The organism is Paenibacillus sedimenti (genome assembly GCF_014534655.1).
Classification (GTDB): Bacteria; Bacillota; Bacilli; order Paenibacillales; family NBRC-103111; genus Paenibacillus_E; species Paenibacillus_E sedimenti.
The window spans coordinates 825,159-847,656 of sequence record NZ_JACVVD010000002.1; the positions used below are offsets into that span (position 1 = coordinate 825,159).

A 22,498-nucleotide genomic window follows, 5' to 3' on the forward strand; every position below is an offset into this window, starting at 1 on the left:
TGCAGGCTCTGCTTCTTTTTGCTTCATCATAATTTTTGCTACAATGGAAGAAAGAAAGGCGGTTATGCGATGAGAGAACAAATTTTGGTTATAGATGATGATGAAAAAATTACGTCTATGTTAAGACGCGGACTTGCATTTGAAGGGTATTCCGTTACTACGGCAGGGAATGGTTCGGAAGGGTTGAAGCAGATGCTCAGCAGTGAACCCGATCTGATTATTCTCGATGTGATGATGCCGCAGATCGATGGTTGGGAAGTCGTTCGTCGTGTCCGCGAAAGCGGGAGCGAGGTCCCCATTTTAATGCTAACGGCTAAAGATGAGATTAGTGATCGCGTGAAAGGACTTGACCTGGGAGCGGACGACTATTTGGTTAAGCCGTTTGCGCTCGAAGAACTGTTGGCACGAGTGCGTGTGCTTCTGCGTCGTAGAACGGAACGGCCGGAGCAGCCGACAAACAGGCTTAATTATGAGGACGTCACGTTAGATTTGGATACGCGCGAAGTTTTTCGTGAGGATAAGCTTGTTGAGTTAACAACCAAAGAGTTCGATCTGCTTCATTTATTTATGTTGAATCCGAAGCGGGTGTTATCCCGTGATGTCATTATGGAGAAGATATGGGGCTACGACTATAGCGGTGAATCCAACGTCCTTGAGGTTTATATAGCGTTGCTTCGCCAAAAAACAGAAGAGTATGGGCATAAACGAATCATCCAGACCGTCCGGGGAGCGGGTTATGTGCTGAGAGGAGAATCATAAACATGTCTCTTCGCCTCCGGCTAACGCTTTGGTACTCCGGCATATTGGCGGTTACGATGTTGTTGTTTGGAATCGTTTTATATTTTTTCTTGAATTACTTTTTGTACGGCCAGGTTCGTCAAGAATTAAAAAGGGATGCGGACGCTACTTACTCCCGCGTACAGAAAAGCTTCGCCCTCTCGCTGAAAGGGCTCGTCATTGATTTGGAGCTGGAAAATCGCGACATCTATTCAACGAATACATTCCTGCAATTATATAATATCCAGCTTAAATCGTATAACCGTTCTGCGAATTTGCAATATTATGACGTTACATTACCGATCACGAAGGCGACCATCGATAAATTCAAAGGAACGGATGCCTATTTCGAGAAAACGAAGGTGGTCGGTCAAGACTTTCTCATTTATAACCATGCCATTTACGAGAATCCGGACAATCCTGTAAATTTGATTGGCGTCTTGCAGGCAGCTGTTCCCGTAGGAAGCTATGAACGAACCGCGGTATCTTTACGATATACGCTGATTATTTGGGCGATCTTAACGATCATCGTTGCTGCTTCAGTAGGATGGTTCCTTGCGCGAAAAGCGCTCAAGCCGATCGATCAAGTTATAGAAGCAGCGAATCAAATCGAAAGCGGGGATGATCTGGAGAAGCGAATCCTCTACGACGGGCCGAAAGACGAGATCGGCAGATTAACCGATACGATCAACGGCATGCTTTCCCGCATACAAGTAACGTATTCAGAGCTCGATCAGGCTTACCGTGCGCAGCGGCGATTCGTATCCGATGCTTCCCACGAGCTGAGAACACCGCTAACGACGATTCGCGGCAATGTCGATTTGCTCGAGAAGATGTGGAAACAGACATCGGGCAACACCCAGCTTGCTACCGCTGATCAAATGCAGATGTCACTGGAAGCGATGCATGATATTGCCGGCGAGGCCCAGCGGATGAGTCGGCTGGTCAATGACCTGCTCGCTTTGGCGCGTGCAGATGCCGGCGTGATGATGGAGAAATCGCAAGTAGAGATGCTGCCGCTAGTTCAAGAAGTTGTAAGGCGCGCTCAATTTCTGACGCATACCGCCGAATGGCAAGTGGGCAATCTTGATGTGCTTCAGGATGCGATCGTCTATGGCAACCGCGATTATTTGCAGCAGCTGATTTTTATCTTCATTGAGAATGCATTCAAATATACGCGTGAAGGTTCAGTTTCGCTTGATGCGACCCGTAACGACGGTTTTGTCGGTATCCGTATCGCAGATACAGGGATCGGTATGGACAAAGAGGATGTCCCTCACATCTTCGATCGTTTCTACCGTGCAGATCTTTCTAGAGGGCAAACGAGCGGTACAGGCCTAGGTCTCTCCATAGCCAAGTGGATTATCGACGAACACGGCGGTTCAGTCGAAGTGACAACCCGCAAAGATGAAGGAACTACCTTTATGATTTGGCTGCCCGCCAGCTTCCCTCTCTCTATGTAATTCGGTATAATGTGAAGGAGATCGTTTAAACAAAATTTTCGGAGCAGGTGGAAGAAATGGAAGTTGTCAAAATATCACCAAGAGGCTATTGCTATGGGGTTGTAGATGCCATGGCTTTAGCGATGCAAACCGCCAAAAACCTTAATCTGCCAAGACCGATCTATATATTGGGCATGATCGTTCATAACTCGCATGTGACGGACTTTTTCAAAGAAGAAGGCGTCATCACATTAGATGGGGAGAATCGGCTTGAAATTCTGGAGCAGATCGAGCAGGGGACCGTTATTTTCACCGCTCATGGCGTATCCCCTGAAGTCCGCCGCAGAGCGAGAGACAAGGGATTGACAGTCGTCGATGCTACATGCCCGGATGTGACCAAGACACACGATTTGATTCGCGAGAAAGTGGCCGACGGCTACGATGTCATCTATATCGGAAAGAAGGGGCATCCGGAACCGGAAGGCGCAATCGGTGTCGCTCCTGAGCATGTGCATTTGATTGAGAAATTGGAAGAAGCAGAGCTTTTGAACATTGGGTCCGAGCGCATTATTATTACGAATCAGACGACCATGAGTCAATGGGATATCAAACATATCATGAATCGCTTGCTGGAGCTCTTTCCCAAAGCAGAAATTCATAATGAAATCTGTCTGGCGACCCAGGTTAGACAAGAAGCAGTAGCGGAACAAGCCAAAGAAGTGGACCTTGTCATTGTAGTTGGCGATCCGAAAAGCAACAATTCGAATCGCTTAGCGCAAGTTTCGGAGGAAATAGCGGGTGTCAAAGCGTATAGAATATCTGATATCACTGAACTGAACCGCACATGGCTTACGAACGTTCGCAAAGTCGGGGTTACATCAGGGGCTTCTACACCAACCCCGATCACCAAAGAAGTGATCACTTATTTGGAAAGTTACGACGCCAAAGATGAAAGCAGTTGGGAAATCAAACGCACAATAAACATGAAGAAGCTCATTCCGGCTGTAAAATCCAAAGCCGCGAGCAGTGAGTGATTGCCTAACTATACTACTCGATAGGATTGAGACCCAGCATGCAAAGCGCACAGATGGTGAAAACGAAAAAAGCTCGCTACAATTGGAAAAGCACCAAACGTTGGTTTAAGTATAAATATTTGCTGCTGCTTCGGGCCAAAGGCGGTCCCTCTAAAGTAGCGCGCGGCTTCTCGATCGGTTTGACCATCGAGATGTTTACACTGCCTACCGCTGGATTCGCTTTCGTGCTTATATTCCCGCTCGTATATTTATTAAGAGCTAATTTACCGGCGGCATTAATTGGTTTTGTGTTCGGCAAAGTGATTTATATTCCATTTTCTATTTTAAATAAGCAGGTCGGTAATTGGTTGGTGCCGAAGTATTTTAAAATTTATCTCATTACACATTTGCCCGATATGCTTTCTCATATTATTAAAAGCGGTTTGGATCTCATTGTAGGCGGGATGGCCGTCGGAACAGTTCTGGGCATCATTGCGTATTTCCCGATTATGATGCTGCTCAAGTCTCACACGAATCGCCGGAAAGAAAAGCGTAGAGTCCGCAAGGCACAGCTAGCCCCTTCAAATACAATTGAATAACGCAAAGAAATTAATGCTTGACGAAAATTCGTCAAGCATTGTATATTTACTTTAGTGATTAAAAGCGTAGAAGCGAACAAGCGTTGAAGTGTTTAAGTGTCGTTCATTACTCATTATATAGGAGCGTGTATCCGCATGATCGTTATTACATCTAATAAAACATCCGATGAGCGTATTCAAGAGATCGTCCAGCTTATTGAAAAACAAGGTGTGCAGGCGCATGTATCCAAAGGCGAAGATCGTACCGTAATCGGCATCATCGGCAAAGCCGATCCTAAATTAGCAGAACAGCTGCGCCAAATGTCTGGAGTTGAACAAGTCGTGAAAATCTCAAAATCATATAAATTAGCAAGCCGTGATTTCCATCCGGCGGATACCGTTATCAATATCAAAGGAGTCGAAATCGGCGGCGAGCAGCTCGTTGTTATGGGCGGTCCTTGCGCAGTAGAAACACCTGAACAAATCGATGAGATCGCACGTCTGGTGAAAGCCGCAGGCGGTCAAGTACTTCGCGGCGGCGCATTCAAGCCAAGAACAGGTCCTTACAGCTTCCAAGGCGTGGGCGTTGAAGGTCTTGTGATGATGGCCGAAGCCGGTAAAAAGCACGGACTTCTCACGATTACTGAAGTTATGACGCCGGAATACGTGGATGTATGTGCGGAATACGCAGATATCCTGCAAGTTGGAACACGCAACATGCAAAACTTTGATTTGCTCCGTAAGCTTGGAACGATTCAAACGCCAGTACTCCTGAAGCGCGGCTTTAGCGCGACCTACGATGAATTCCTGAATGCGGCCGAGTACATTCTTGCCGGCGGTAATCCGAATGTTATGCTTTGCGAGCGTGGTATCCGGACTTTCGAAACCTACACACGTAACACACTCGATCTATCTGCAATCCCTGTGTTGAAGCAATTAAGCCACCTTCCCGTTATCTCCGATCCAAGTCACGGAACAGGGCGCAGAGAATTAGTAGTACCAATGACCAAAGCTTCCGTAGCTGCGGGCGCGGACGGTCTTATCATTGAAATGCATACGGATCCGGACAATTCGATGACAGGCGATGGCGTCCAATCTTTATTCCCTGATCAATTCGCACAGCTGCTTGCTGACCTGGAGAAATTATCTCCGCTTCTCGGTAAGAAATTCGATACGAAAAAAGAAGCGATCTTCGCTTAATATGGCTTGCCCTTCACGGGGACTGGTTCTCTTCTGTTAGAAGATACCAGTCTCCTTTTGGCGTACATAGGTCAAAAATGTGAATAGTGTAAGATTAGCTTACACATCTATAAAAAATACCTGACATAAGTATTGACTGTGTTGGATGAATAGCTATATAATATGTGCAAGATAACAACCAAAAAGATGAACAATAATCATGCAAAGTACGTTGAATGTACGGAAATGGGAGGTATTTTTAATGTCAGTTCAAAACGTGTTGAACCTTATCAAGGAAAAAAACATCGAGTGGGTAGATTTTCGTTTCGTAGGTCTTTCCGGTAAAGCACAGCATATTTCTTTACCTGCAACAGAAGTTGACGAAGAAACTTTCGTGAACGGGGTAGCTTTTGACGGTTCCTCCATCCCAGGATTCCGCGGTATTGAACAATCTGACATGGTTATGGTGCCAGATACCGAGACTGCATACGTAGATCCTTTCACAGCACATCCAACTTTGGTTATTATGAGCAACATTCATACTCCTGAAGGCGATCGTTATGACCGCGACCCGCGCAGCATCGCTCAAAAAGCGGAAGAGTACCTGCAAACAACGGGTATCGGTACGCAAGCATTTTTCGCACCAGAGTCTGAGTTCTTCATCTTTGATGATGTTCGTTATGAAAATGGCATGAACAAATCCTACTTCGAGGTTGATTCCGAAGAAGCGGGTTGGAATACTGGCCGCAAAGAAGAAGGCGGTAACCTCGGTTACAAAGTGCCGGTTAAAGGCGGTTACGTTCCAGTAGCTCCAGTCGATTCCCAACAAGACATTCGTTCCGAAATGTGTCGTCTGCTTGCAGAAACGGGTCTTCGCATCGAGCGTCACCACCACGAAGTGGCTACAGCTGGTCAAGCTGAAATCAACTTCCGTTTTGATGCTTTGACTAAAACAGCAGACAACCTGCTCAAATACAAATACATCGTTGCTAACACAGCTAGACAATACGGTAAAGTGGCAACATTCATGCCTAAACCGCTGTTTGGCGATAATGGTAGCGGTATGCATGTGCATATGTCCATCTTCAAGGAAGGCGAGCCTTTGTTCTATGAAAAAGGCGCTTATGCCAACTTGAGTGAACTGGCTATGCATTATATCGGGGGTATCCTGTATCACGCTCCTGCGTTGATTGCGATCACAAACCCAAGTACAAACTCTTTCAAACGTCTGGTTCCTGGTTACGAAGCACCGGTTAACCTTGTATTCTCCAAAGGTAACCGTTCCGCAGCAGTTCGTATTCCAATCGCAGCTGTGACACCTAAAGGTTGCCGTATCGAGTTCCGTACTCCGGACAGCACAGCGAACCCTTACCTTGCTTTCGCAGCTATGTTGATGGCGGGTCTTGACGGTATCAAAAAGAAAATCGATCCTCGCGCTCTTGGATACGGTCCTTTCGATACTAACATCTATGAATTGTCCGACGCTGAAAAAGCGGAAATCCGCAGCGTGCCTGGAACATTGGATGAAGCTTTGGATGCTCTTGCAGCGGATTCCGACTTCTTGCTTGAAGGCGGCGTATTTACTCAAGACTTTATCGATAACTACATCGAGTACAAACGTGGAGAAGCGAAAGCCGTTGCGATCCGTATTCACCCGCACGAGTACAACTTGTACTTCGATTGCTAATTCTTTAGCACTCATACCGATTATATAAACAAGCTGTTCCTTCAGTGGTATCCACTGAGGGGACAGCTTTTATTTTTGCCTAATCTATGAGACTAAAGTCGTAGACGATGTTTATTAATAATCATTCTAATTACTGATGTTACTTTCGATAAATACTGATATACTAAGTTTATAAACAAAACGAGAAAGAAACAGGAAAGGAAGGTTCACATGAACATCGTTATCATAGCAGGAAGTAATCGTAAAGAAGCGACAAGCACAAGACTGTCCGAATATATTCAAGGTCTAATGAAGCAAGCGGGAAATCAGGTGAGTTTAATCGATTTATATCTATCGCCGGTGCCTTTCTATTCGCCGGATGAAGACCATGAAGATCATCAAGGACTTGCGAAATTGAAACAAGCGATGAGCGAAGCAGATGCCGTGGTATTGGCAACCCCTGAATACCACAGCGGGATTTCGGGAGTGCTCAAGAATGCCCTTGATCATTTGGGACAGGAGCATTTTGAAGGAAAGGCGGTTCTGTCCGTCAGTTCTGCAGGCGGATCCGTTGCCGTAAGTTCTCTTACGCAGCTTCATACGATTGTTCGTAATTTGCATGGAATTAACAGCCCGGAGTGGATATCCATTGGCGGGGATCAGAGAAAAAGCTTCCAGACAGGTGTAACTCCAGCCGAAATTCAGCCCAATGTTGAAAATCGGATTCAGCGCGTGGTTGGTTCGTTTCTAGAACTAGCTAAACTAGTGAGTAGAAAATAAAGCATCAATACAGCCATTGCAGTGTATAAAGAAGAAAAAAGCCGGGGAGGAATCCTCCGGCTTATTAAAGTTGTTGATCCATATAGACCTGCTCCATGTGCTTAGTAAAGCCTGCATTAAGCAATGCATTGACAACAGCAACACATGAACTGGACAGATTCATCGTCATTCGTTTGCATGCGCCCAATTGAGGAGCGAATACTTCGTAAAGCAAAAAGTTAATGATTTCGGTCTCGTAGCTGGAGTTCGGTGCCGATTCGCATTGATAGAGAATAATAGCAGTTAATTCACCTTGTTCATTATAGTTCCTTCTAAATAAAGAGTAGCCAATTACGTCACCTGAGCTTGAATCGCAAACAAGAAGGAGTTCTCCGCTGCGAAGGCTCTCCCATTGGGTTTGCCAAGCACGATCTCCGCGATACATGGGGACGAAGGCGAGCTCAGCTGGGGAAGCTTTTTTCAGGGTAAAAGCAGGTGTAGGACTGTTTGATGCAGATGTGAAAGATCCTTTAGGCAATTCCTCTGTATTTTGGAGAATGAGCAAACGATCTTTGAGTTGATAGCCCATCTTTTCATATAGTTTGATGGCGCGTTCATTTTCGGAAATTGCTTCCAACGTTGTTAGGTGTACGCCTTGCTCTTTATACAAACGGATAGACCGCTCTACAAGAAGTTTGCCGATTCCTTTGCCGCGGTAGTCCGGGATGATGCCTGTCCCTCCGTTCCAGGCCTTCTTTTGCCCTTGATACGTTCGAAAACCGTTGGCAACAAAACCGATCGGAGATTCTCTATCAAAAGCGACAACGGAGAGGTCAAGCGATATCCCCTCATTAGCAGAACGCTGAACAAAGGAATCAACGGTTAAGGTAACGGGGACAAAATATTGCTCGAAGCCCTTGTTCCAGAGAGAGACGGCGTCTTTTAATGAAAGATCGCTAAAAGTACGGAATGAAATCATGGTTGTTCACGCCTTTCGCCTTAGTAAAATATGATTCATTTAATAGTTTAGCATGCCTCTGAAATTAATGGTAATATATTGAAATAAAGCGAGAAAAGTAAGCAAAGGAGGGAATGGACCGATTGGACATCAATCCGATTTCAGATCATCTGCAAGAGAATCTTCGAATTCTATTTGTCGGCTATAATCCTAGCATTCGTTCCGGAGAAACCGGACATCACTATGCGAATCCAAACAATCGGTTCTATCGGATTCTGCATCAAGCCGGCCTAACGCCACGATTGTATAAGCCGCAGGAAGACGGGGATTTACTGCAATTAGGGTATGGGTTCACGAATATTGTCGCTCGACCGACGTTGACGGCGGCTGAGATTACACCTGAGGAGTATAGAGAGGGAAGGGTAATTCTTAGGAATAAAATCGAGACTTACCGTCCGCGCGTTGTATGTTTTGTAGGTAAAGGCGTATATGAGCAGTTTAGCGGCAAACGCGGAATGGCTTGGGGCGTTCAGCCTGAGCCTGTGGTGGCTGGCGTCATTGAATATGTATGTCCTTCTTCCAGCGGGCTTGTTCGAATGAAGCTGGAGGATATGGTGGAAATTTTTAGAGGGATGCTGGCATATAGCCAGGCGGAGAGGAGCACGACATGAATATTCCATGGCTGGATTGGGCGAAACAAATACAGGCGATTAGCCAGGCGGGGCTTGAATATGGCGAAAATGGCTATGACCTTGAGCGTTACGAGGCGCTGCGCAGCATTAGCGTGGAGATGATGAGCTATTTCACCGATACGCCGATCGATAAGGTGAGGGAGCTGTTTGCAAGCGAAACCGGCTATGCGACGCCAAAGGTGGATATAAGGGCCGTTGTGCTTCACGAAGACAAGATGCTGCTTGTGAAGGAACGCGCCGACGGCGCCTGGTCTTTGCCTGGAGGCTGGGCGGATATCGGCCTCACCCCGTCCGAGGTCGCCGTGAAGGAGACCAAGGAGGAGGCCGGTTACGATGTACAGCCGCTTCGGTTATTGGCGGTTCTCGACAAGAAGCGCCACGCGCATCCGCCGTCGCCCAACCACGTGTACAAGATATTTATCTTGTGCGAGTTGGTGGGCGGGGAGGCGCTGGACGCCGGTCTGGAAACGACCGGCGTAGGCTTTTTTGGCGAGAGCGAGCTGCCGCCGCTCTCGGTCGAGCGGAACACCGCCGGCCAGCTTCGGCGGATGTTCGAGCTCGCCCGCAGCACCGCTCCGCAGGTGCTGCTGGATTAGCCGCGCGCGTGTCCCCCCAGGGGGAACACGCCTAGCGGCTCGTAGGCCGGCGACCGGCCCAAGTGGCTGCGGTAGAGGACGATGTCCTCTACCCGCCACGCGGGCCAGCCGCCGGCTGGCGGATCGACCGCGAGCGCAGCGCGGTCGAACGGCCCTGCCGCCGCCGCTGCGCGGTAGCGGCGGGCCAGCGTGATGTGCGGCCGGTAGGCGCGAGCCTCGGCCGCGAAGCCGTGGCGGGCGCAGGCGCCTACGACAGCGCGCTGCAGCTGCGCCAGCGTGGCCAAGTCGCCGGCAACGCCCGCCCACAGGATCGACGGCGCCGCCGGAGGGCCGAACACGCCGAGGCCCTCGGCGCGCAAGGCGAGCGGCGGCGTCGCCGCGGCCAGCTGGCGCAGATCGGGCGCCAGCGCATCCGCAATCTCGGCGGACGTGTCGCCGAGAAATTGCAGCGTGATGTGGACGTCCTGCGGATGCGTCCACTTACTGAAAGGCAGCTTCCCCTGGAGGCTGCCTTTCCATATGTCCAGCTCCCGCTTCGCCGCTTGCGGGAGCTGTATGCCTACGAATAGCCGATAAGCAGCAGAGTCGGTTGATGATGAATCCGGGTTTTTGGTAAAAGATGACATGGTCAAGTGAGACTCCTTTTTCCGACAATTTCATTAATCCTTTGGTCAATTCATCTCCTAGCTTTTCCAACTGATGTTTTACTTGATGCATGGGGATAATCTTGCTATCATAGCCATAACACAAATAGAGGATGTTTAAAAAGTCCACTCTCATAACGAAGTTAATCAGGATGTTATTTCGACATCGAATCTTGAAAGAACCCGGGAAGTCCGGTACTCACATAGCGGATGCTTGCGATGCAAGCTTTCCTATGGCAAGCTCTTAGCTCCGTTCCTCTTTCTCCGGGTAACGGCGGGCCTTCCCGGTTCTGAAAGCGGACTTTTTAAACACACATTAAAAGCAAAGGTGTGGTCATTCATGGGAAATCGGGCCTACAATTTTAATGCAGGGCCTGCGGCGCTTCCGCTTGAAGTGCTGCAAAAAGCGCAGGAAGAGATTGTCGAATTCAAAGGAATCGGCATGTCGATTATGGAAATCTCTCACCGCAGCGCGGAATATGAGCAAGTACATAACGAAACGCAACAATTGCTGAAGCAAATTTTCGGTATCCCTGACGGTTATCAAGTTCAGTTTCTGCAAGGCGGAGCCAGCACGCAATTCGCGATGATTCCTATGAACTTCCTGAAACAGGGCAAGGTTGGCAGTTACGTACTTACCGGCGCGTGGGCGGAAAAAGCGGTGCAGGAAGCCGGTTTATTTGGCGAAGTGGCGATCGCGGCAAGCTCCAAAGAACAAAAATTCATGAAAATCCCGGAACTGAGTGAAATCAACATTCACCCGGATTCCGCATATCTTCATGTGACATCCAATGAGACGATCGAAGGCGCGCAGTTCCAAAGTTACCCTGACACTGGCAGCGTTCCGCTGATTGCCGACATGTCCAGCGACATTTTGAGCCGTCCGGTCGACGTGTCGAAGTTTAGCATGATCTATGCCGGGGCACAGAAGAACCTGGGTCCTTCCGGTGTGACTGTCGTTATTTTGAAAGAGGACATGCTGCAAGATTTGCCTAAAACAATTCCTACTATGCTGCGTTATGAAATTCACGGCAAAAACAACTCTCTGTACAATACGCCTCCTGTATATTCCATTTACATGGTGAACCTTGTTTTGAAGTGGATCCAAGAACAAGGCGGACTTGCCGTTGTGGAAAAAAACAATCTTGAGAAATCAGGCTTGATCTATAACGCAATCGATCAAAGCGGCGGTTTCTACCGTGGCCCTGTTGATAAAGGCAGCCGTTCGACGATGAACATCACGTTCCGTTTGGCGGATGAAGAGCTGGAGAAGAAGTTCATCAAGGAAACCGAGCAAAACGGTTTTGTTGGTTTGAAAGGACACCGCAGCGTCGGCGGACTGAGAGCTTCCACCTACAATGCAGTTCCTTACGCATCTTGTAAAGCGCTCGCTGATTTTATGAACGATTTCCAAAAACGTAACGGGTAAACAAAGCACATGGCGATGATCCATCGCCCCTGCAGCTATTCACGACGCCCTCAAGCGGCCGTGAATAGCTTTTTTGTTGTTTAGGAAGTTATCTGCCTGCCTTGCTTCAACATCGTCCATTGTTCGTAAATTAACGACTTTGGTGACGTAAAAAGTAAGGGACTAATGCGAAGGATTAGAATAGAGAACAAAATACCATATTTTACGTACAAGGTGCGTTATTTAAAGAACTATGTTCGATTGAGGTGTATTTTAACAATTTATCCAGTAATTAACGTATGACTGTACGCTAATAGCGACCTGTGTTCTTTGTTTTTGCCTGCCTTCAATTTACCATGCACTCCAGCCTCACTGTTCTCTCTGAACTAATCTCTTCTGCCATCCCACCAGCCTCACTGTCCTCTCAGATCCATCCTCTTCAGCATTAACCCTCTATCTCTTGCTCTCAACTATTTCTCTTCTGCCCTCATTCGCTGTGCCCCCATTCAATTATCTCCGGATCTTTTGTTCTTTAGCTTCCCATGGAGGAAAAATGGACACGATCACATGTTAGGAAAATTGGATAAAAATAGCGTGAATGTAAGCTTGTTTTCTTGACATCATTAATGATAAAATCAGCAGTCCAAGCATTAATTTTGTGAGATTTATCACAGAACTCCTGTACATTTGCAACATTCGACAAAATCAGATTTTCACTCAAAAAAAATTCAAAATTTTTGAAGTGCTTTCATCCCGCGACCTTGCTGGGTTTCGGAGTTTTGGCATTCCGAATAGACCTTTTTCCTCATTGACAAACACTATATCTTGATATAAATTTGAAACTATCAACTACATATCGTTATGAAAAGGTGTTATCACGTTTCATAGAATCGTGGTGACCTAACAGGGAAGTACGGTGCAAAGCCGGCGCGGTCCCGCCACTGTAAGGAGGAGCTAGTGTTCGAAAAACCACTGGTTTTGTCGAAATGACAGACTGGGAAGGCGAATACACAGCTAAGAATCCGAGCCAGGAGACCTGCCTTTTCTAGTGACACACCCCTACGGTAGATAGGAAGGTGTCTGATTCCCACTTGCGCGACAAGCGTTTATTTTCGCATGTCTTTCTGTGGCGTATTCGGCCCTTTTTCACTCCGAGTGCGTCCTTTTTATTTGCGTATGTCATAGATGTTTACATAAGAGTTTCATAATGATTGAACGTTTAGATAGAGTTGCTACGAAGGAGACGAATCCCTATGCTGATTGCTTACGATTCAAAGACGGGTAATGTTCGCAGATTTATCGCCAAACTGCAAATGCCGGCGGTTCAAATTGAGGACGCTATGAAGATGGACGAGCCTTTTGTGCTTGTGACGTATACAACCGGGTTTGGTCAAATTCCACCGAAGGTTGCTTCCTTCCTAGAAGAAAATCACCCGAATCTGATCGGCGTAGCAGCCAGCGGCAATCGTAATTGGGGAGACGGCTTTGCGAAGAGTGCAGATACCATCTCAGCTTTATACGATGTACCTGTGTTAACGAAATTCGAATTATCCGGAACCAAACATGACGTAGAACGCTTTGTACAGGGGGTAAATGCAATTGCGGCACATTGAGCTTAATAACTTATTAATGCAACGCGGAGCGGACGGATTTTTCCAATTGGAGAAAGATAAGGAAGCCGTTCAAGTGTTTATGGAGGAAGTTCATCGCAACAGTCTCACATTCCCGGACACCTCTTCCAAAGTACGTTATATGATCGATAATAACTACTACGAGGATGTTTATAAGAAATACACCGAATCGGAAGTAGAAGAAATCTACAGAGTGACTCATGAATCTGCGTTCGAATTCGCCTCATACATGGCGGCTTCGAAATTTTATACAGACTATGCTTTGCGAAGCGACGATAAGTCGCTGTATCTGGAGCATTATCCGGATCGGGTCGCAATTGTCGCGTTGTACTTGGGACGCGGTGATGTACATACAGCTCGTGCACTTGCAGTATCGATGATGGAACAACGCCTGCAGCCGGCGACGCCGACTTTCTTGAATGCCGGTAAGAGCCGCCGCGGCGAAATGGTGTCCTGCTTCCTACTGGAGATGGACGACTCGCTGAACTCGATCAACTATGTGCTCGCGACTTGCATGCAGCTCTCTAAGATCGGCGGCGGCGTAGCGGTCAATCTTTCCAAGCTTCGCGGTCGCGGAGAATCCATCAAAGGCGTCGAACATGCGGCGAAGGGGATTATGCCGGTACTCAAGTTGATGGAGGATGCGTTCTCATATGCCGATCAAATGGGTCAGCGTAAAGGCTCCGGAGCAGCGTATTATAATATTTTCGGCTGGGACGTTATGGAGTTCCTGGACAGCAAAAAAATCAATGCCGACGAGAAGTCCCGTCTGAAGACGTTGTCGATCGGTCTTATCGTACCGAACAAGTTCTATAAGCTTGCTGAAGAAAACCAACCGCTCCATGTTTTTGCGCCATATACGGTGTATCAAGCTTACGGCAAGCACATGGATGACATGGATTTAGATGAGATGTACGATGAATTGCTGGCTAATCCGCGTGTCAAAAAGAAAGTCGTCATGAGCGCGCGCGACATGCTGGTCAAAATTGCGACAACACAGCTGGAATCCGGCTATCCCTATATGATGAACCGATCGAATGCGAACAAGGACCATGCTTTGAAAGAGATCGGAACTATTAAAATGTCCAACCTGTGCACGGAGATTTTCCAGCTGCAGGAGACTTCGGAAATCAATGATTACGGACAGGAGGATCTGATTCTCCGTGACATTAGCTGTAATCTTGCATCTATGAATATTGCGAATGTGATGGATCGCAAAAAGCTGCGTGAAACGGTACATGAAGGCATGATCGCGCTAACAGCGGTAAGTGACATGACAACCGTTGCGAACGCGCCAGGCGTGGCTAAAGCGAATCGCGAACTGCATTCAGTCGGGTTAGGTGTAATGAACCTGCATGGCTACCTATCCAAGAATAAGATTGCTTATGAAAGCGACGAGGCCAAAGATTTTGCCCGTACGTTCTTCATGGCAATGAATTATTATTCGATCGAACAAAGCAAGGAGATTGCCAAAGCGAAAGGTCAAACGTTTGATGGCTTCGAGCTTTCGGAGTATGCGAATGGCGCGTATTTCAATAAGTATTTGAATACGGATTATCAGCCGGTTACCGATAAGGTGAAAGAGCTGTTTGAAGGCATGCACATCCCAACGCAAAACGACTGGCATGCCTTGAAGGAAGAGGTTCAGAAGCACGGTTTGTATCATGCTTACCGTTTGGCGATAGCTCCAACACAGAGTATTTCTTACATCCAAAACTCGACTTCCAGCGTCATGCCGATTGTGGAGCCGATCGAAACACGGACGTATGCGAACTCAACAACTTACTATCCGATGCCTTTCATGCAGCGTGATAATTTCTTTTACTATAAATCAGCGTACCAAATGGACCAGTTCAAGATCCTCGATCTCATCGCAGAAATTCAAGCGCACGTGGATCAAGGCATCTCAACGATTCTCCACGTCAATAGTGACGTAACGACTAGACAGCTTGCCAGGTATTACCTGTATGCAGCACATAAAGGACTTAAATCGCTCTACTACACGCGAACCAATCAGCTCTCCGTAGAGGAATGCGTCAGCTGCGCGGTGTAATTCGGAAGGGGATTGAACATAGATGAGCACAAGCACGATCGATAGCGCGGGCACGACTAAAAGGGCCGTCAACTGGAACCGGCCTGACGACGATTTCACGATTACATTTTGGAATCAAAACATTATGCAGTTCTGGACGGACGAGGAAATTCCGCTTTCTGATGATAAAATGTCCTGGATGACACTGAACGGCGCAGAACGCGATCTATATATGAAAGTGCTTGGCGGGCTTACGCTGCTCGATACGATGCAAGGCGGCGTCGGTATGCCGAAAATCCTGGAGCATGTGGATGGACTGCAGCGCAAAGCGGTGCTAAGCTTCATGGGGATGATGGAGCAAATCCATGCGAAGTCGTACAGCAGCATTTTCACAACGCTGTCGACGACGGAGGAGATCAACGACATTTTCCTCTGGGTGGAGCGCAACCCGTATTTGCAGTTCAAAGCGAACACGATCTCCCGTTATTATGACAACATCGGTACGCGCAAAGAGCTATATCTTGCCATGGCGGCTTCCGTACTTCTTGAAAGCTATTTGTTCTACAGCGGCTTCTACTATCCGCTTTATTTGGCCGGACAGGGGAAAATGACGAGCAGCGGCGAAATCATTGATTTGATTTTGCGGGATGAGAGCATTCACGGTTTGTACGTTGGCGTCTTGGCACAAGAAGTTTATGGCGAGCTTAGCGCCAAGGAACAAGACGAAGCTTATGAGACGCTATGCGCCTTGCTAAAGGAGCTTCATGCGAATGAAGAGAAATACACTGAGAGCTTATACGATTCCATTGGGTTAACGGAGGATGTCAAAGCATTCCTGCGTTACAATGCGAATAAAGCCTTCATGAACCTGGGGCTTGAGCCGATGTTCCCGGAAGAGGAAATCAACCCGATTGTCCTCAACGGACTCAGCACGAAAACCAAGCAGCACGACTTTTTCTCGAAAAAAGGCAATGGTTATGTGCGCACGATTCACGTGGAGCCGCTGACCGATGATGACTTTACTTTTTAGAGAGCGTAACATCAAATGAATGAAAAAATGCAGCTTGAATAAGAATGAACCGCTCATACCGGCATGGTTTGAGCGGTTCATTCTTTGTATGTACTCATTGTTACTTTGTGGCAGCGTCGATGTTTTCACCAAAAAGAGACTGTTTATTCCAGCTTTATCTGTATCTTTAATAGATCTGCATTTCTCATCGCCTGAAAAACAATAACGACTAGTGGTCCCAAAAACAGGCCGACCACGCCGATCAATTGAAATCCTATATATAAACTGACGAGTGCCGAAATGGAACCGATGCCTACAGAGTGGCCGAGCACCTTCGGTTCCACGATGCGACGAATGACGGTAATAACGAAAAATACCGTCACAAGCCCAATGCCTAAATAAGGATGGCCCGTCGAAAAATTGTAGACAGCCCATGGCACCAAAACTGAACCGGCACCAAGTATGGGGAGGATATCAACGATAACAACGAGCAAAGAAATCGCCAGCGGATACTTCACTTGAAGGATCATCAGACCAATCAAAGTGAGGATATACGTCATAAAACTTAATATCAATTGCGCTTTTATGAAACCCAAAACGGAGCGGTGCAGGCTGTTAAGAATATGCTCCATTCTGTGCCTGGACGTTTTTTCAAAAAGAGCAAGCAAAGAGCTTTTTAAACGAGGCAATTGATAGCTGAACAAATAAAGTGCCACCAGAAATACTATAAAATAAATAAACAAATTCGGGATCATTTTGATAACTCCGAGAAAAACGCCTGAGACGGCAGAGATACCCGATCTGGCAGCTTCTACAAAGCTGGACGTCAATTTGCTTAATCCGGTTTGCAACTGTTCCGCCATTTCCGGAGGAAGGGTTTCATAAAACAGTTCCGTTCGAGTGATTGTGTTGTTGATATACAGGTTCAACTCATTGATATAATCCGGGATGTTCCCCCAATACTCACGCAACTGTGCAGACACCTGGACGCCAAGAAAAACAAATCCTCCCAGCATGATCAGAAGAAAAGCTGTACAGGTAACAGTTGCAGCAGCTAAACGATTCAGACGGGCATATTTCATGATCAAATCATTGATTGGTTCTAAAAGTATGGCGGCAAGCAAAGCAAGTAAAAAAGGAGAGCCTATCGTAAATAATGCGAAAAGCAAAACCAAACAAACGAAAAAAAATACAATAGATTTCATGGCCATGACGTCCCTCTTTCGTATTAGCTATACAGATGAAACGAGTGTGAACAAAGCAATCCAATTCAGGAATAGAATTTGCTTCCGTTGTTGTCCTGGACGGGCCAGCCAATCGTCAAAAGCAAATGCGGTGGCAATAAAGAGTAAGCCGCTGAAAGTAAGTTAATAATCATTCTAAGCCACTGTCAAAAGAATATTTTATATGAACATTCATAAAAAAAGTTCTTACGAACCTATACTACATTAATTAAACCTGTCTGCAAAGTTTATTTTTATCCGTAATGGTCGAAATAACGCGAATTATCGTCGTGCAAACCGTCTAGAAAGACAATTCTTTTTTTTCGCGCCCTTTGACATTCTTATAGTAAAGTCTTATGATTGGTTCAATTGAGCTTATAATTGGAACGGGAGGTTCGCCTATGGAGACGTTTTACTTAACAAGAAAACAAATGGGCGCCTTGCTTTTGTCATTAAGAGGGATTACGGATAAAACACCGCTCGCTACTTTGCAGGAAGCGTGGGTGAAATCGCATAAAACGGATATCGAACACGGCAAATCGCTTGGGGCATTTATCTCCACGTCGTTGCCGCCTGTTTTTGAGAAAATCATCAAGATGAAACAAACCAATCAAGGATTTTCTCTTACGGATATTGTTTCCTTGGGGAGTCAAATCGAATACACTCATTTTTCAATCACTTCCGTACAAAATTGGGTCAAGAGGGACTTTAAAGACTTGATCGGACCGCCAAGAATAGGCAAGAAGTATTCGATAGATCAGACGGCCATTTTGTTCATCATTGATGATTTGAAGGCCACTCTTGACTTCGAGTCGATCCGGAAGCTGTTGACGCTCGTTTTCAACGACCCGCAAGACGTTGCTGATGATTGGATCAGCCCGCTTAAATTGTATAAGGCGTATTCTTCGATTTTCGAAGAACTTGACCAAAACAACGACCAAGTGCTCGACCTCTCCGGTCACGATAGCGGAATACGAAATCATGATCATATGTTAGAGAATTTGATCAAGCAAAGAGTAGACGAATATGCCGGCACGCTGGAAGGGTTGAATGACGAGCAGAAGGAGGCTGTAAGCAATACCATTTTCATTGCGATGGTTTCGGTGCAAACGTCGTATTTTCAGTCTTTGGCGAAACGATTTTTAAATGCTACCTTATTTTTGCAAAGATTAAGTTAGAGATGTAATCAATAAAAAATGGGTGCCTATCGGCACCCATTTTTATCGATAAAGTAGGAGTAAGCGGTTGATGATGACTTTAAATAAGAGGTTAAAAAGTTCGCTTTCAGAACCGATCATCATGATTAACTTCGTTATCAAAGTGAACTTTTAAACCTTCCGCTAGGCGAGTGATTCTTTGACGGCTGGTTCTGTTAGCTTGTAGCCAACATTCCTGATGGTCATAATATATTCGGGGTTACGCGCATTGTTCTCAATTTTGTCGCGCAAGTGAGAAATGTGCACATCGACGATACGCGTATCGCCAAGGAAATGATAATCCCATACGCCGTGCAGCAGCTGTTGGCGGCTTAGCACTTTACCGCGATGTTTGCAGAGGAAGAGCAGCAGTTCAAATTCCTTCGGTGTCAGCTCGATAGGCGAGCCGCCCACCATAACTTCGCGCTGATCCGCTTTGATGGAGATTTGGCCAATGTTAATGGGGGCATTCTCCGTTGTAGACGGCAGCGTCTGGATGCGTCGCATAATCGCTTGAATACGTGAAATGAGCTCCTGCGGGCTAAACGGCTTCGTCATGTAATCATCGGCTCCGTTATCGAGTCCGGCGATTTTATCGGTAAGATCCTGCATAGCTGTAAGCATAATAATCGGTACAAGGTTATTCTGGGCTCTTAACTTGCGGCAAACTTGAAATCCGTCCATTTTAGGCAGCATCAAATCGAGAACAATCAGGTCGGGACGGAAGGACTGGATTGCATCGAATACGGCTTCTCCATCAAAAACGCATTGCACCTCGAAGCCTACAAGCTTCAAGTTAAATTCTATGAGCATGGAAATTGAAGGTTCGTCATCCACGACTAATATTTTCTTTTTCATCGATGATTTGGCTCCTTTATCGAATGATAAGTCTATTATGTCAAGACTCTATCATCGACATATTAAGATAAAGTTAACGCAGTGTAAAATTGATTTCCAGGTTGTCTTATAATAGGATAGAGTGTGAGGTGAAGACATAAGCGATGGCTTTTCATATTGTACTAGTAGAACCTGAAATTCCAGCCAACACAGGCAATATATCCCGCACGTGCGCAGCAACGGGCACGTATCTGCATCTGGTTAGACCGCTTGGCTTTCAAACGGACGACAAGACGCTGAAACGCGCCGGACTGGATTACTGGCACTCCGTCAAGCTGGAGTATCATGATTCCTTTGATGAAGTGCTTCAAGCGTATGCGGGGCATCGGTTTTTCTTTGCGACGACCAAGGCGAAGAAATGCTATACGGACTTTACATTTCAAGACGGCGATTTCCTGGTATTCGGTAAAGAAACGAAGGGGCTTCCCGAGGAGTTGTTGAGACGGCATCCGGAGACGCTGCTGAGACTGCCGATGTCTGGTGCGGTTAGATCGTTAAATTTATCAAATTCCGTTGCCATTATGCTGTATGAAGGCTTGCGGCAGACCGGATTTAAGGGACTTACTTGAGCTTACAACTCGTTGAAAGCTCTTCCAACACGATTTGTCAGGATGAGAAAGTTTTCATTTTGAAAATAGAAGGAATTTCTCAGAAGACGGCGAATACCTACGTTATCAATGCGTTTAGATATTTCAGACTGGTTCTAGAGGCATGAAAACGTGAGCGGAAGAGAGGTGAAGTCCTATGATGAAACCAGCCGGTGTAGTTCGTAAAGTCGATCAATTGGGACGTATTGTTCTGCCTAAATCGCTAAGGAAGCGATACCAAATGAACGAGGGGGATCCTGTAGAAATTCTTGTACAGGGTGACCATATTATTCTTGAAAGATACCGTCCGAAATGCGTGTTCTGTGGGAACATGGATGGAGTCAGCGAGTTCAAGGAGCGTCATATTTGTAATGTGTGTCTGACTGAAATGAATATGCTGAAAGCTAAAGTATAGGCAAATCAGGTGAAAAAGAAAAAGCATCGCTTCTCCCTTGGAGAAAGGCCGATGCTTTTTTGTGTTGCCGTTTTTTAGAGCCCTTTTGTCTTATCTTCGTTATAGGAAGCCGTCATCATTGCGACGATAAATAGAGCAAAAGTGGTAATAACGAGCCAAAATGTAGATGACAATCCGAACATATGCTGCACCTCCTACAGGTTTGAAGAACGAAATTACATATAGTTAAAATTTATTATACCCAACGAGACGTAAAAAAGAAACGAATAAAGTGTGAATTTTCGTCATTTGAAAAATAGAAAGTGTGTAGCGAGCGGCCTGAGCTTGCCATCTGACGGACGATTGATGACGCTGCCACCCCAAATCAAGGTTGTAGATCCGCCCCCATCCAGATTATAAGCGTCCACGACGCCTAACTGCAGCATCTTATCCTGAAGTTCTGCGAGTGTGGCCCCTGAATTGCCGCTCTCGTCATGACCGTCGGTAACGATAAACAGCAGTTGATCATTCTTATAGTTCGCCATGATCGTACGAGCCGCCCTGGCCGGTGAACTTTGCCACTGATACGGAATAGAAGTTTTGCCGCCGTTTTTAAGCAAGGTCGGTACGAACGTCGATCCCATGAGCGGACTCAACTTATCCAGTTCTGCTTGACTTCTGAATTTGCCGCCAATCAGCTTGCGATCCTTGTTCAACCCGATGAAGACGGTATCGTTATTACTGGGGAAGAACCCGTTTAAGTATTTCCCGTTGATAACGGTCGTATCCAGCGGAAAGCGCCTGCCTTTGCTGTCATCGGCAAAGCCGCCTGCATTCACGCCGGCGATGGCGCCGTATCGGGAAGCTGCATCCAGCGTCGTTTCGCTGGAGCCCATCTTATCTTTGCCGAGCACGAGCTTTATTGCCTTGTCGCTTTTTAGATTAACCTTTAGCGCATAACCTTTGTAATTGTCATCGTTAAGCGTAAATAGCTTGAGGTCAATATTGCCCGAAGACGCCTGCTTCATAGGCGTACCCAGCTTTGCCGTAATACGGGCATCATAAATGATGCCTGGCTTAGCGGCCCCGGCTGCAGCATTTTGAAGCATGCCGCTTACTTCCGCGGTACTTTTCTCATACAGTTCAAAGTATTTCTCAATAATCGACTTGGTTTGCACCGCGTCGCTGTTCGCAGTCACAAGTTTGGCGTTTAGCAACTCGGTTTCCTGCTGCAAGGAAAATGAACTGGCGCCGGGCCTTGTAAGATCTGAGATATGTACATTTGCGTTAATCATGAGCAACCAAATGAGCATCCCCAAAAATGGGGCACAAGCAAGTAAGAAGACACGATTGATTTGTTGAATCGGATTCATTACTTTAACACATCCAGGTTTTTTTGCAATTCATCCAGCTTTTTCTTCACATCGGCGAGTTGTGTGTACAGCTGGTTGCTATTGTCTGTCTTGCTATTGGCGCTATCTTTGGTGAAAGCGAGCAGCTCATTGAGCGAGTCGACTTTTTTCTGTAAGGTCGTCATGTCGGCTGTCACGCTGTCTTTCAATTGAGCGATTTGCTTTTGATAGTCTTCTTGGATGACCTGAAGCTGCTGCTGGGTTTGCTGTGCGATATCGGTTGCGATTTCCTGTCTCAAATGCTCTGTGTACAGCATGGCTGCTGCCACTCCGATTGCGATCAGCATGACCCAGCCCAAGAATAAATACACATACGTTTTCCTTTTTACCTTGGCAGCCTTCGAAGCGCGAGGAAAAGAATTCGCAGTCGTGGTTTCGATGGGCATGTTCATGTTAATCACCTCT

General features: G+C 46.5%; 22 protein-coding genes and 1 riboswitch. Of the genes, 16 read left to right on the forward strand and 6 right to left on the reverse strand.

Annotated features, from left to right (window positions below; all coding sequences use genetic code 11):
• The first annotated feature begins 69 nt into the window (after positions 1-69).
• The 7 genes from ICC18_RS08440 to ICC18_RS08470 all read left to right on the forward strand — a co-directional run bounded on the left by ICC18_RS08440 (position 70) and on the right by ICC18_RS08470 (position 7,435).
• Positions 70-759: a response regulator transcription factor gene (locus ICC18_RS08440; RefSeq protein WP_188173905.1), complete on the forward strand. Its 690-nt coding sequence runs from the start codon at positions 70-72 to the stop codon at positions 757-759.
• A 2-nt stretch (positions 760-761) separates the two neighbouring features.
• The gene (locus ICC18_RS08445) at positions 762-2,240 is read left to right on the forward strand and encodes a sensor histidine kinase (RefSeq protein ID WP_188173906.1); all 1,479 of its coding nucleotides are present in this window, start codon (positions 762-764) and stop codon (positions 2,238-2,240) included.
• 56 nt (positions 2,241-2,296) lie between these two features.
• Positions 2,297-3,253, forward strand: a complete 957-nt coding sequence (locus ICC18_RS08450; RefSeq protein ID WP_188173907.1) for a 4-hydroxy-3-methylbut-2-enyl diphosphate reductase — start codon at positions 2,297-2,299, stop codon at positions 3,251-3,253.
• 38 nt (positions 3,254-3,291) lie between these two features.
• On the forward strand, positions 3,292-3,831 hold the full coding sequence (locus ICC18_RS08455; protein ID WP_188173908.1) for a DUF2062 domain-containing protein: 540 nt from the start codon (positions 3,292-3,294) through the stop codon (positions 3,829-3,831).
• A 135-nt stretch (positions 3,832-3,966) separates the two neighbouring features.
• Positions 3,967-5,010 carry a 3-deoxy-7-phosphoheptulonate synthase gene (aroF, locus tag ICC18_RS08460; protein ID WP_188173909.1) on the forward strand — a complete coding sequence of 348 codons (1,044 nt, stop codon included), beginning with the start codon at positions 3,967-3,969 and terminating at the stop codon, positions 5,008-5,010.
• A gap of 241 nt (positions 5,011-5,251) precedes the next feature.
• A complete protein-coding gene (gene glnA / locus ICC18_RS08465) occupies positions 5,252-6,676 on the forward strand; it encodes a type I glutamate--ammonia ligase (protein WP_188173910.1) in 1,425 nt (474 codons plus the stop codon).
• 210 nt (positions 6,677-6,886) lie between these two features.
• On the forward strand, positions 6,887-7,435 hold the full coding sequence (locus ICC18_RS08470; protein WP_188173911.1) for an NADPH-dependent FMN reductase: 549 nt from the start codon (positions 6,887-6,889) through the stop codon (positions 7,433-7,435).
• Positions 7,436-7,499: 64 nt separating this feature from the next.
• On the opposite strand, the gene ICC18_RS08475 is transcribed toward ICC18_RS08470, so the two are convergent.
• A complete protein-coding gene (locus tag ICC18_RS08475) occupies positions 7,500-8,393 on the reverse strand; it encodes a GNAT family N-acetyltransferase (RefSeq protein ID WP_188173912.1) in 894 nt (297 codons plus the stop codon).
• A gap of 128 nt (positions 8,394-8,521) precedes the next feature.
• On the opposite strand from ICC18_RS08475, the gene ICC18_RS08480 reads away from it, so the two are divergent.
• Entirely contained in the window at positions 8,522-9,043 is a 522-nt protein-coding gene (locus tag ICC18_RS08480; protein WP_188174000.1) for a mismatch-specific DNA-glycosylase, read from the forward strand.
• Positions 9,040-9,660, forward strand: a complete 621-nt coding sequence (locus ICC18_RS08485) for an NUDIX hydrolase (protein ID WP_188173913.1) — start codon at positions 9,040-9,042, stop codon at positions 9,658-9,660. Before ICC18_RS08480 ends, ICC18_RS08485 begins: the two co-directional genes overlap by 4 nt.
• Here the strand turns inward: ICC18_RS08485 and thpR are convergent.
• A complete protein-coding gene (thpR, locus tag ICC18_RS08490) occupies positions 9,657-10,286 on the reverse strand; it encodes an RNA 2',3'-cyclic phosphodiesterase (RefSeq protein WP_188173914.1) in 630 nt (209 codons plus the stop codon). The genes ICC18_RS08485 and thpR overlap by 4 nt on opposite strands.
• A gap of 358 nt (positions 10,287-10,644) precedes the next feature.
• Between thpR and serC the strand changes: the two genes are divergently transcribed.
• The 4 genes from serC to nrdF all read left to right on the forward strand — a co-directional run bounded on the left by serC (position 10,645) and on the right by nrdF (position 16,405).
• The gene (gene serC, locus ICC18_RS08495; RefSeq protein ID WP_188173915.1) at positions 10,645-11,733 is read left to right on the forward strand and encodes a 3-phosphoserine/phosphohydroxythreonine transaminase; all 1,089 of its coding nucleotides are present in this window, start codon (positions 10,645-10,647) and stop codon (positions 11,731-11,733) included.
• Between the two features lie 829 nt (positions 11,734-12,562).
• Positions 12,563-12,770: riboswitch (cobalamin riboswitch) on the forward strand.
• Positions 12,771-12,965: 195 nt separating this feature from the next.
• The gene (gene nrdI, locus ICC18_RS08500; RefSeq protein WP_188173916.1) at positions 12,966-13,325 is read left to right on the forward strand and encodes a class Ib ribonucleoside-diphosphate reductase assembly flavoprotein NrdI; all 360 of its coding nucleotides are present in this window, start codon (positions 12,966-12,968) and stop codon (positions 13,323-13,325) included.
• Positions 13,312-15,396, forward strand: a complete 2,085-nt coding sequence (gene nrdE / locus ICC18_RS08505) for a class 1b ribonucleoside-diphosphate reductase subunit alpha (RefSeq protein WP_188173917.1) — start codon at positions 13,312-13,314, stop codon at positions 15,394-15,396. The genes nrdI and nrdE overlap by 14 nt, the downstream gene beginning before the upstream one ends.
• Positions 15,397-15,418: 22 nt before the next feature.
• Entirely contained in the window at positions 15,419-16,405 is a 987-nt protein-coding gene (gene nrdF, locus ICC18_RS08510) for a class 1b ribonucleoside-diphosphate reductase subunit beta (protein WP_188173918.1), read from the forward strand.
• Between the two features lie 143 nt (positions 16,406-16,548).
• Here the strand turns inward: nrdF and ytvI are convergent, their stop codons facing one another.
• A complete protein-coding gene (gene ytvI / locus ICC18_RS08515) occupies positions 16,549-17,595 on the reverse strand; it encodes a sporulation integral membrane protein YtvI (RefSeq protein ID WP_188173919.1) in 1,047 nt (348 codons plus the stop codon).
• A 413-nt stretch (positions 17,596-18,008) separates the two neighbouring features.
• On the opposite strand from ytvI, the gene ICC18_RS08520 reads away from it, so the two are divergent.
• Positions 18,009-18,785 carry a DUF1836 domain-containing protein gene (locus ICC18_RS08520; RefSeq protein WP_188173920.1) on the forward strand — a complete coding sequence of 259 codons (777 nt, stop codon included), beginning with the start codon at positions 18,009-18,011 and terminating at the stop codon, positions 18,783-18,785.
• A 162-nt stretch (positions 18,786-18,947) separates the two neighbouring features.
• Here ICC18_RS08520 and ICC18_RS08525 read toward each other — a convergent pair whose 3' ends face one another.
• Complete coding sequence (locus ICC18_RS08525; RefSeq protein ID WP_188173921.1) at positions 18,948-19,661, reverse strand: response regulator; 714 nt, start codon at positions 19,659-19,661, stop codon at positions 18,948-18,950.
• Between the two features lie 143 nt (positions 19,662-19,804).
• On the opposite strand from ICC18_RS08525, the gene trmL reads away from it, so the two are divergent.
• Both trmL and ICC18_RS08535 read left to right on the forward strand, forming a co-directional pair.
• A complete protein-coding gene (trmL, locus tag ICC18_RS08530; RefSeq protein WP_188173922.1) occupies positions 19,805-20,269 on the forward strand; it encodes a tRNA (uridine(34)/cytosine(34)/5-carboxymethylaminomethyluridine(34)-2'-O)-methyltransferase TrmL in 465 nt (154 codons plus the stop codon).
• 178 nt (positions 20,270-20,447) lie between these two features.
• A complete protein-coding gene (locus tag ICC18_RS08535; protein ID WP_188174001.1) occupies positions 20,448-20,702 on the forward strand; it encodes an AbrB/MazE/SpoVT family DNA-binding domain-containing protein in 255 nt (84 codons plus the stop codon).
• 284 nt (positions 20,703-20,986) lie between these two features.
• Here ICC18_RS08535 and ICC18_RS08540 read toward each other — a convergent pair whose 3' ends face one another.
• Together ICC18_RS08540 and ICC18_RS08545 are read right to left on the reverse strand one after the other, a co-directional pair.
• The gene (locus tag ICC18_RS08540) at positions 20,987-22,054 is read right to left on the reverse strand and encodes a phosphodiester glycosidase family protein (RefSeq protein ID WP_188173923.1); all 1,068 of its coding nucleotides are present in this window, start codon (positions 22,052-22,054) and stop codon (positions 20,987-20,989) included.
• Positions 22,054-22,485 carry a hypothetical protein gene (locus ICC18_RS08545; protein ID WP_188173924.1) on the reverse strand — a complete coding sequence of 144 codons (432 nt, stop codon included), beginning with the start codon at positions 22,483-22,485 and terminating at the stop codon, positions 22,054-22,056. Before ICC18_RS08545 ends, ICC18_RS08540 begins: the two co-directional genes overlap by 1 nt.
• Positions 22,486-22,498 lie beyond the last annotated feature (13 nt).

Bases quoted from the DNA above. Each gene is read 5' to 3' on its own strand.
- ICC18_RS08440 (WP_188173905.1), top strand. From the start codon at position 70: ATGAGAGAACAAATTTTGGTTATAGATGATGATGAAAAAATTACGTCT.
- ICC18_RS08445 (WP_188173906.1), top strand. From the start codon at position 762: ATGTCTCTTCGCCTCCGGCTAACGCTTTGGTACTCCGGCATATTGGCG.
- ICC18_RS08450 (WP_188173907.1), top strand. From the start codon at position 2,297: ATGGAAGTTGTCAAAATATCACCAAGAGGCTATTGCTATGGGGTTGTA.
- ICC18_RS08455 (WP_188173908.1), top strand. From the start codon at position 3,292: ATGCAAAGCGCACAGATGGTGAAAACGAAAAAAGCTCGCTACAATTGG.
- aroF (WP_188173909.1), top strand. From the start codon at position 3,967: ATGATCGTTATTACATCTAATAAAACATCCGATGAGCGTATTCAAGAG.
- glnA (WP_188173910.1), top strand. From the start codon at position 5,252: ATGTCAGTTCAAAACGTGTTGAACCTTATCAAGGAAAAAAACATCGAG.
- ICC18_RS08470 (WP_188173911.1), top strand. From the start codon at position 6,887: ATGAACATCGTTATCATAGCAGGAAGTAATCGTAAAGAAGCGACAAGC.
- ICC18_RS08475 (WP_188173912.1), bottom strand. From the start codon at position 8,393: ATGATTTCATTCCGTACTTTTAGCGATCTTTCATTAAAAGACGCCGTC.
- ICC18_RS08485 (WP_188173913.1), top strand. From the start codon at position 9,040: ATGAATATTCCATGGCTGGATTGGGCGAAACAAATACAGGCGATTAGC.
- thpR (WP_188173914.1), bottom strand. From the start codon at position 10,286: ATGTCATCTTTTACCAAAAACCCGGATTCATCATCAACCGACTCTGCT.
- serC (WP_188173915.1), top strand. From the start codon at position 10,645: ATGGGAAATCGGGCCTACAATTTTAATGCAGGGCCTGCGGCGCTTCCG.
- nrdI (WP_188173916.1), top strand. From the start codon at position 12,966: ATGCTGATTGCTTACGATTCAAAGACGGGTAATGTTCGCAGATTTATC.
- nrdF (WP_188173918.1), top strand. From the start codon at position 15,419: ATGAGCACAAGCACGATCGATAGCGCGGGCACGACTAAAAGGGCCGTC.
- ytvI (WP_188173919.1), bottom strand. From the start codon at position 17,595: ATGGCCATGAAATCTATTGTATTTTTTTTCGTTTGTTTGGTTTTGCTT.
- ICC18_RS08520 (WP_188173920.1), top strand. From the start codon at position 18,009: ATGGAGACGTTTTACTTAACAAGAAAACAAATGGGCGCCTTGCTTTTG.
- ICC18_RS08525 (WP_188173921.1), bottom strand. From the start codon at position 19,661: ATGAAAAAGAAAATATTAGTCGTGGATGACGAACCTTCAATTTCCATG.
- trmL (WP_188173922.1), top strand. From the start codon at position 19,805: ATGGCTTTTCATATTGTACTAGTAGAACCTGAAATTCCAGCCAACACA.
- ICC18_RS08535 (WP_188174001.1), top strand. From the start codon at position 20,448: ATGAAACCAGCCGGTGTAGTTCGTAAAGTCGATCAATTGGGACGTATT.
- ICC18_RS08540 (WP_188173923.1), bottom strand. From the start codon at position 22,054: ATGAATCCGATTCAACAAATCAATCGTGTCTTCTTACTTGCTTGTGCC.
- ICC18_RS08545 (WP_188173924.1), bottom strand. From the start codon at position 22,485: ATGAACATGCCCATCGAAACCACGACTGCGAATTCTTTTCCTCGCGCT.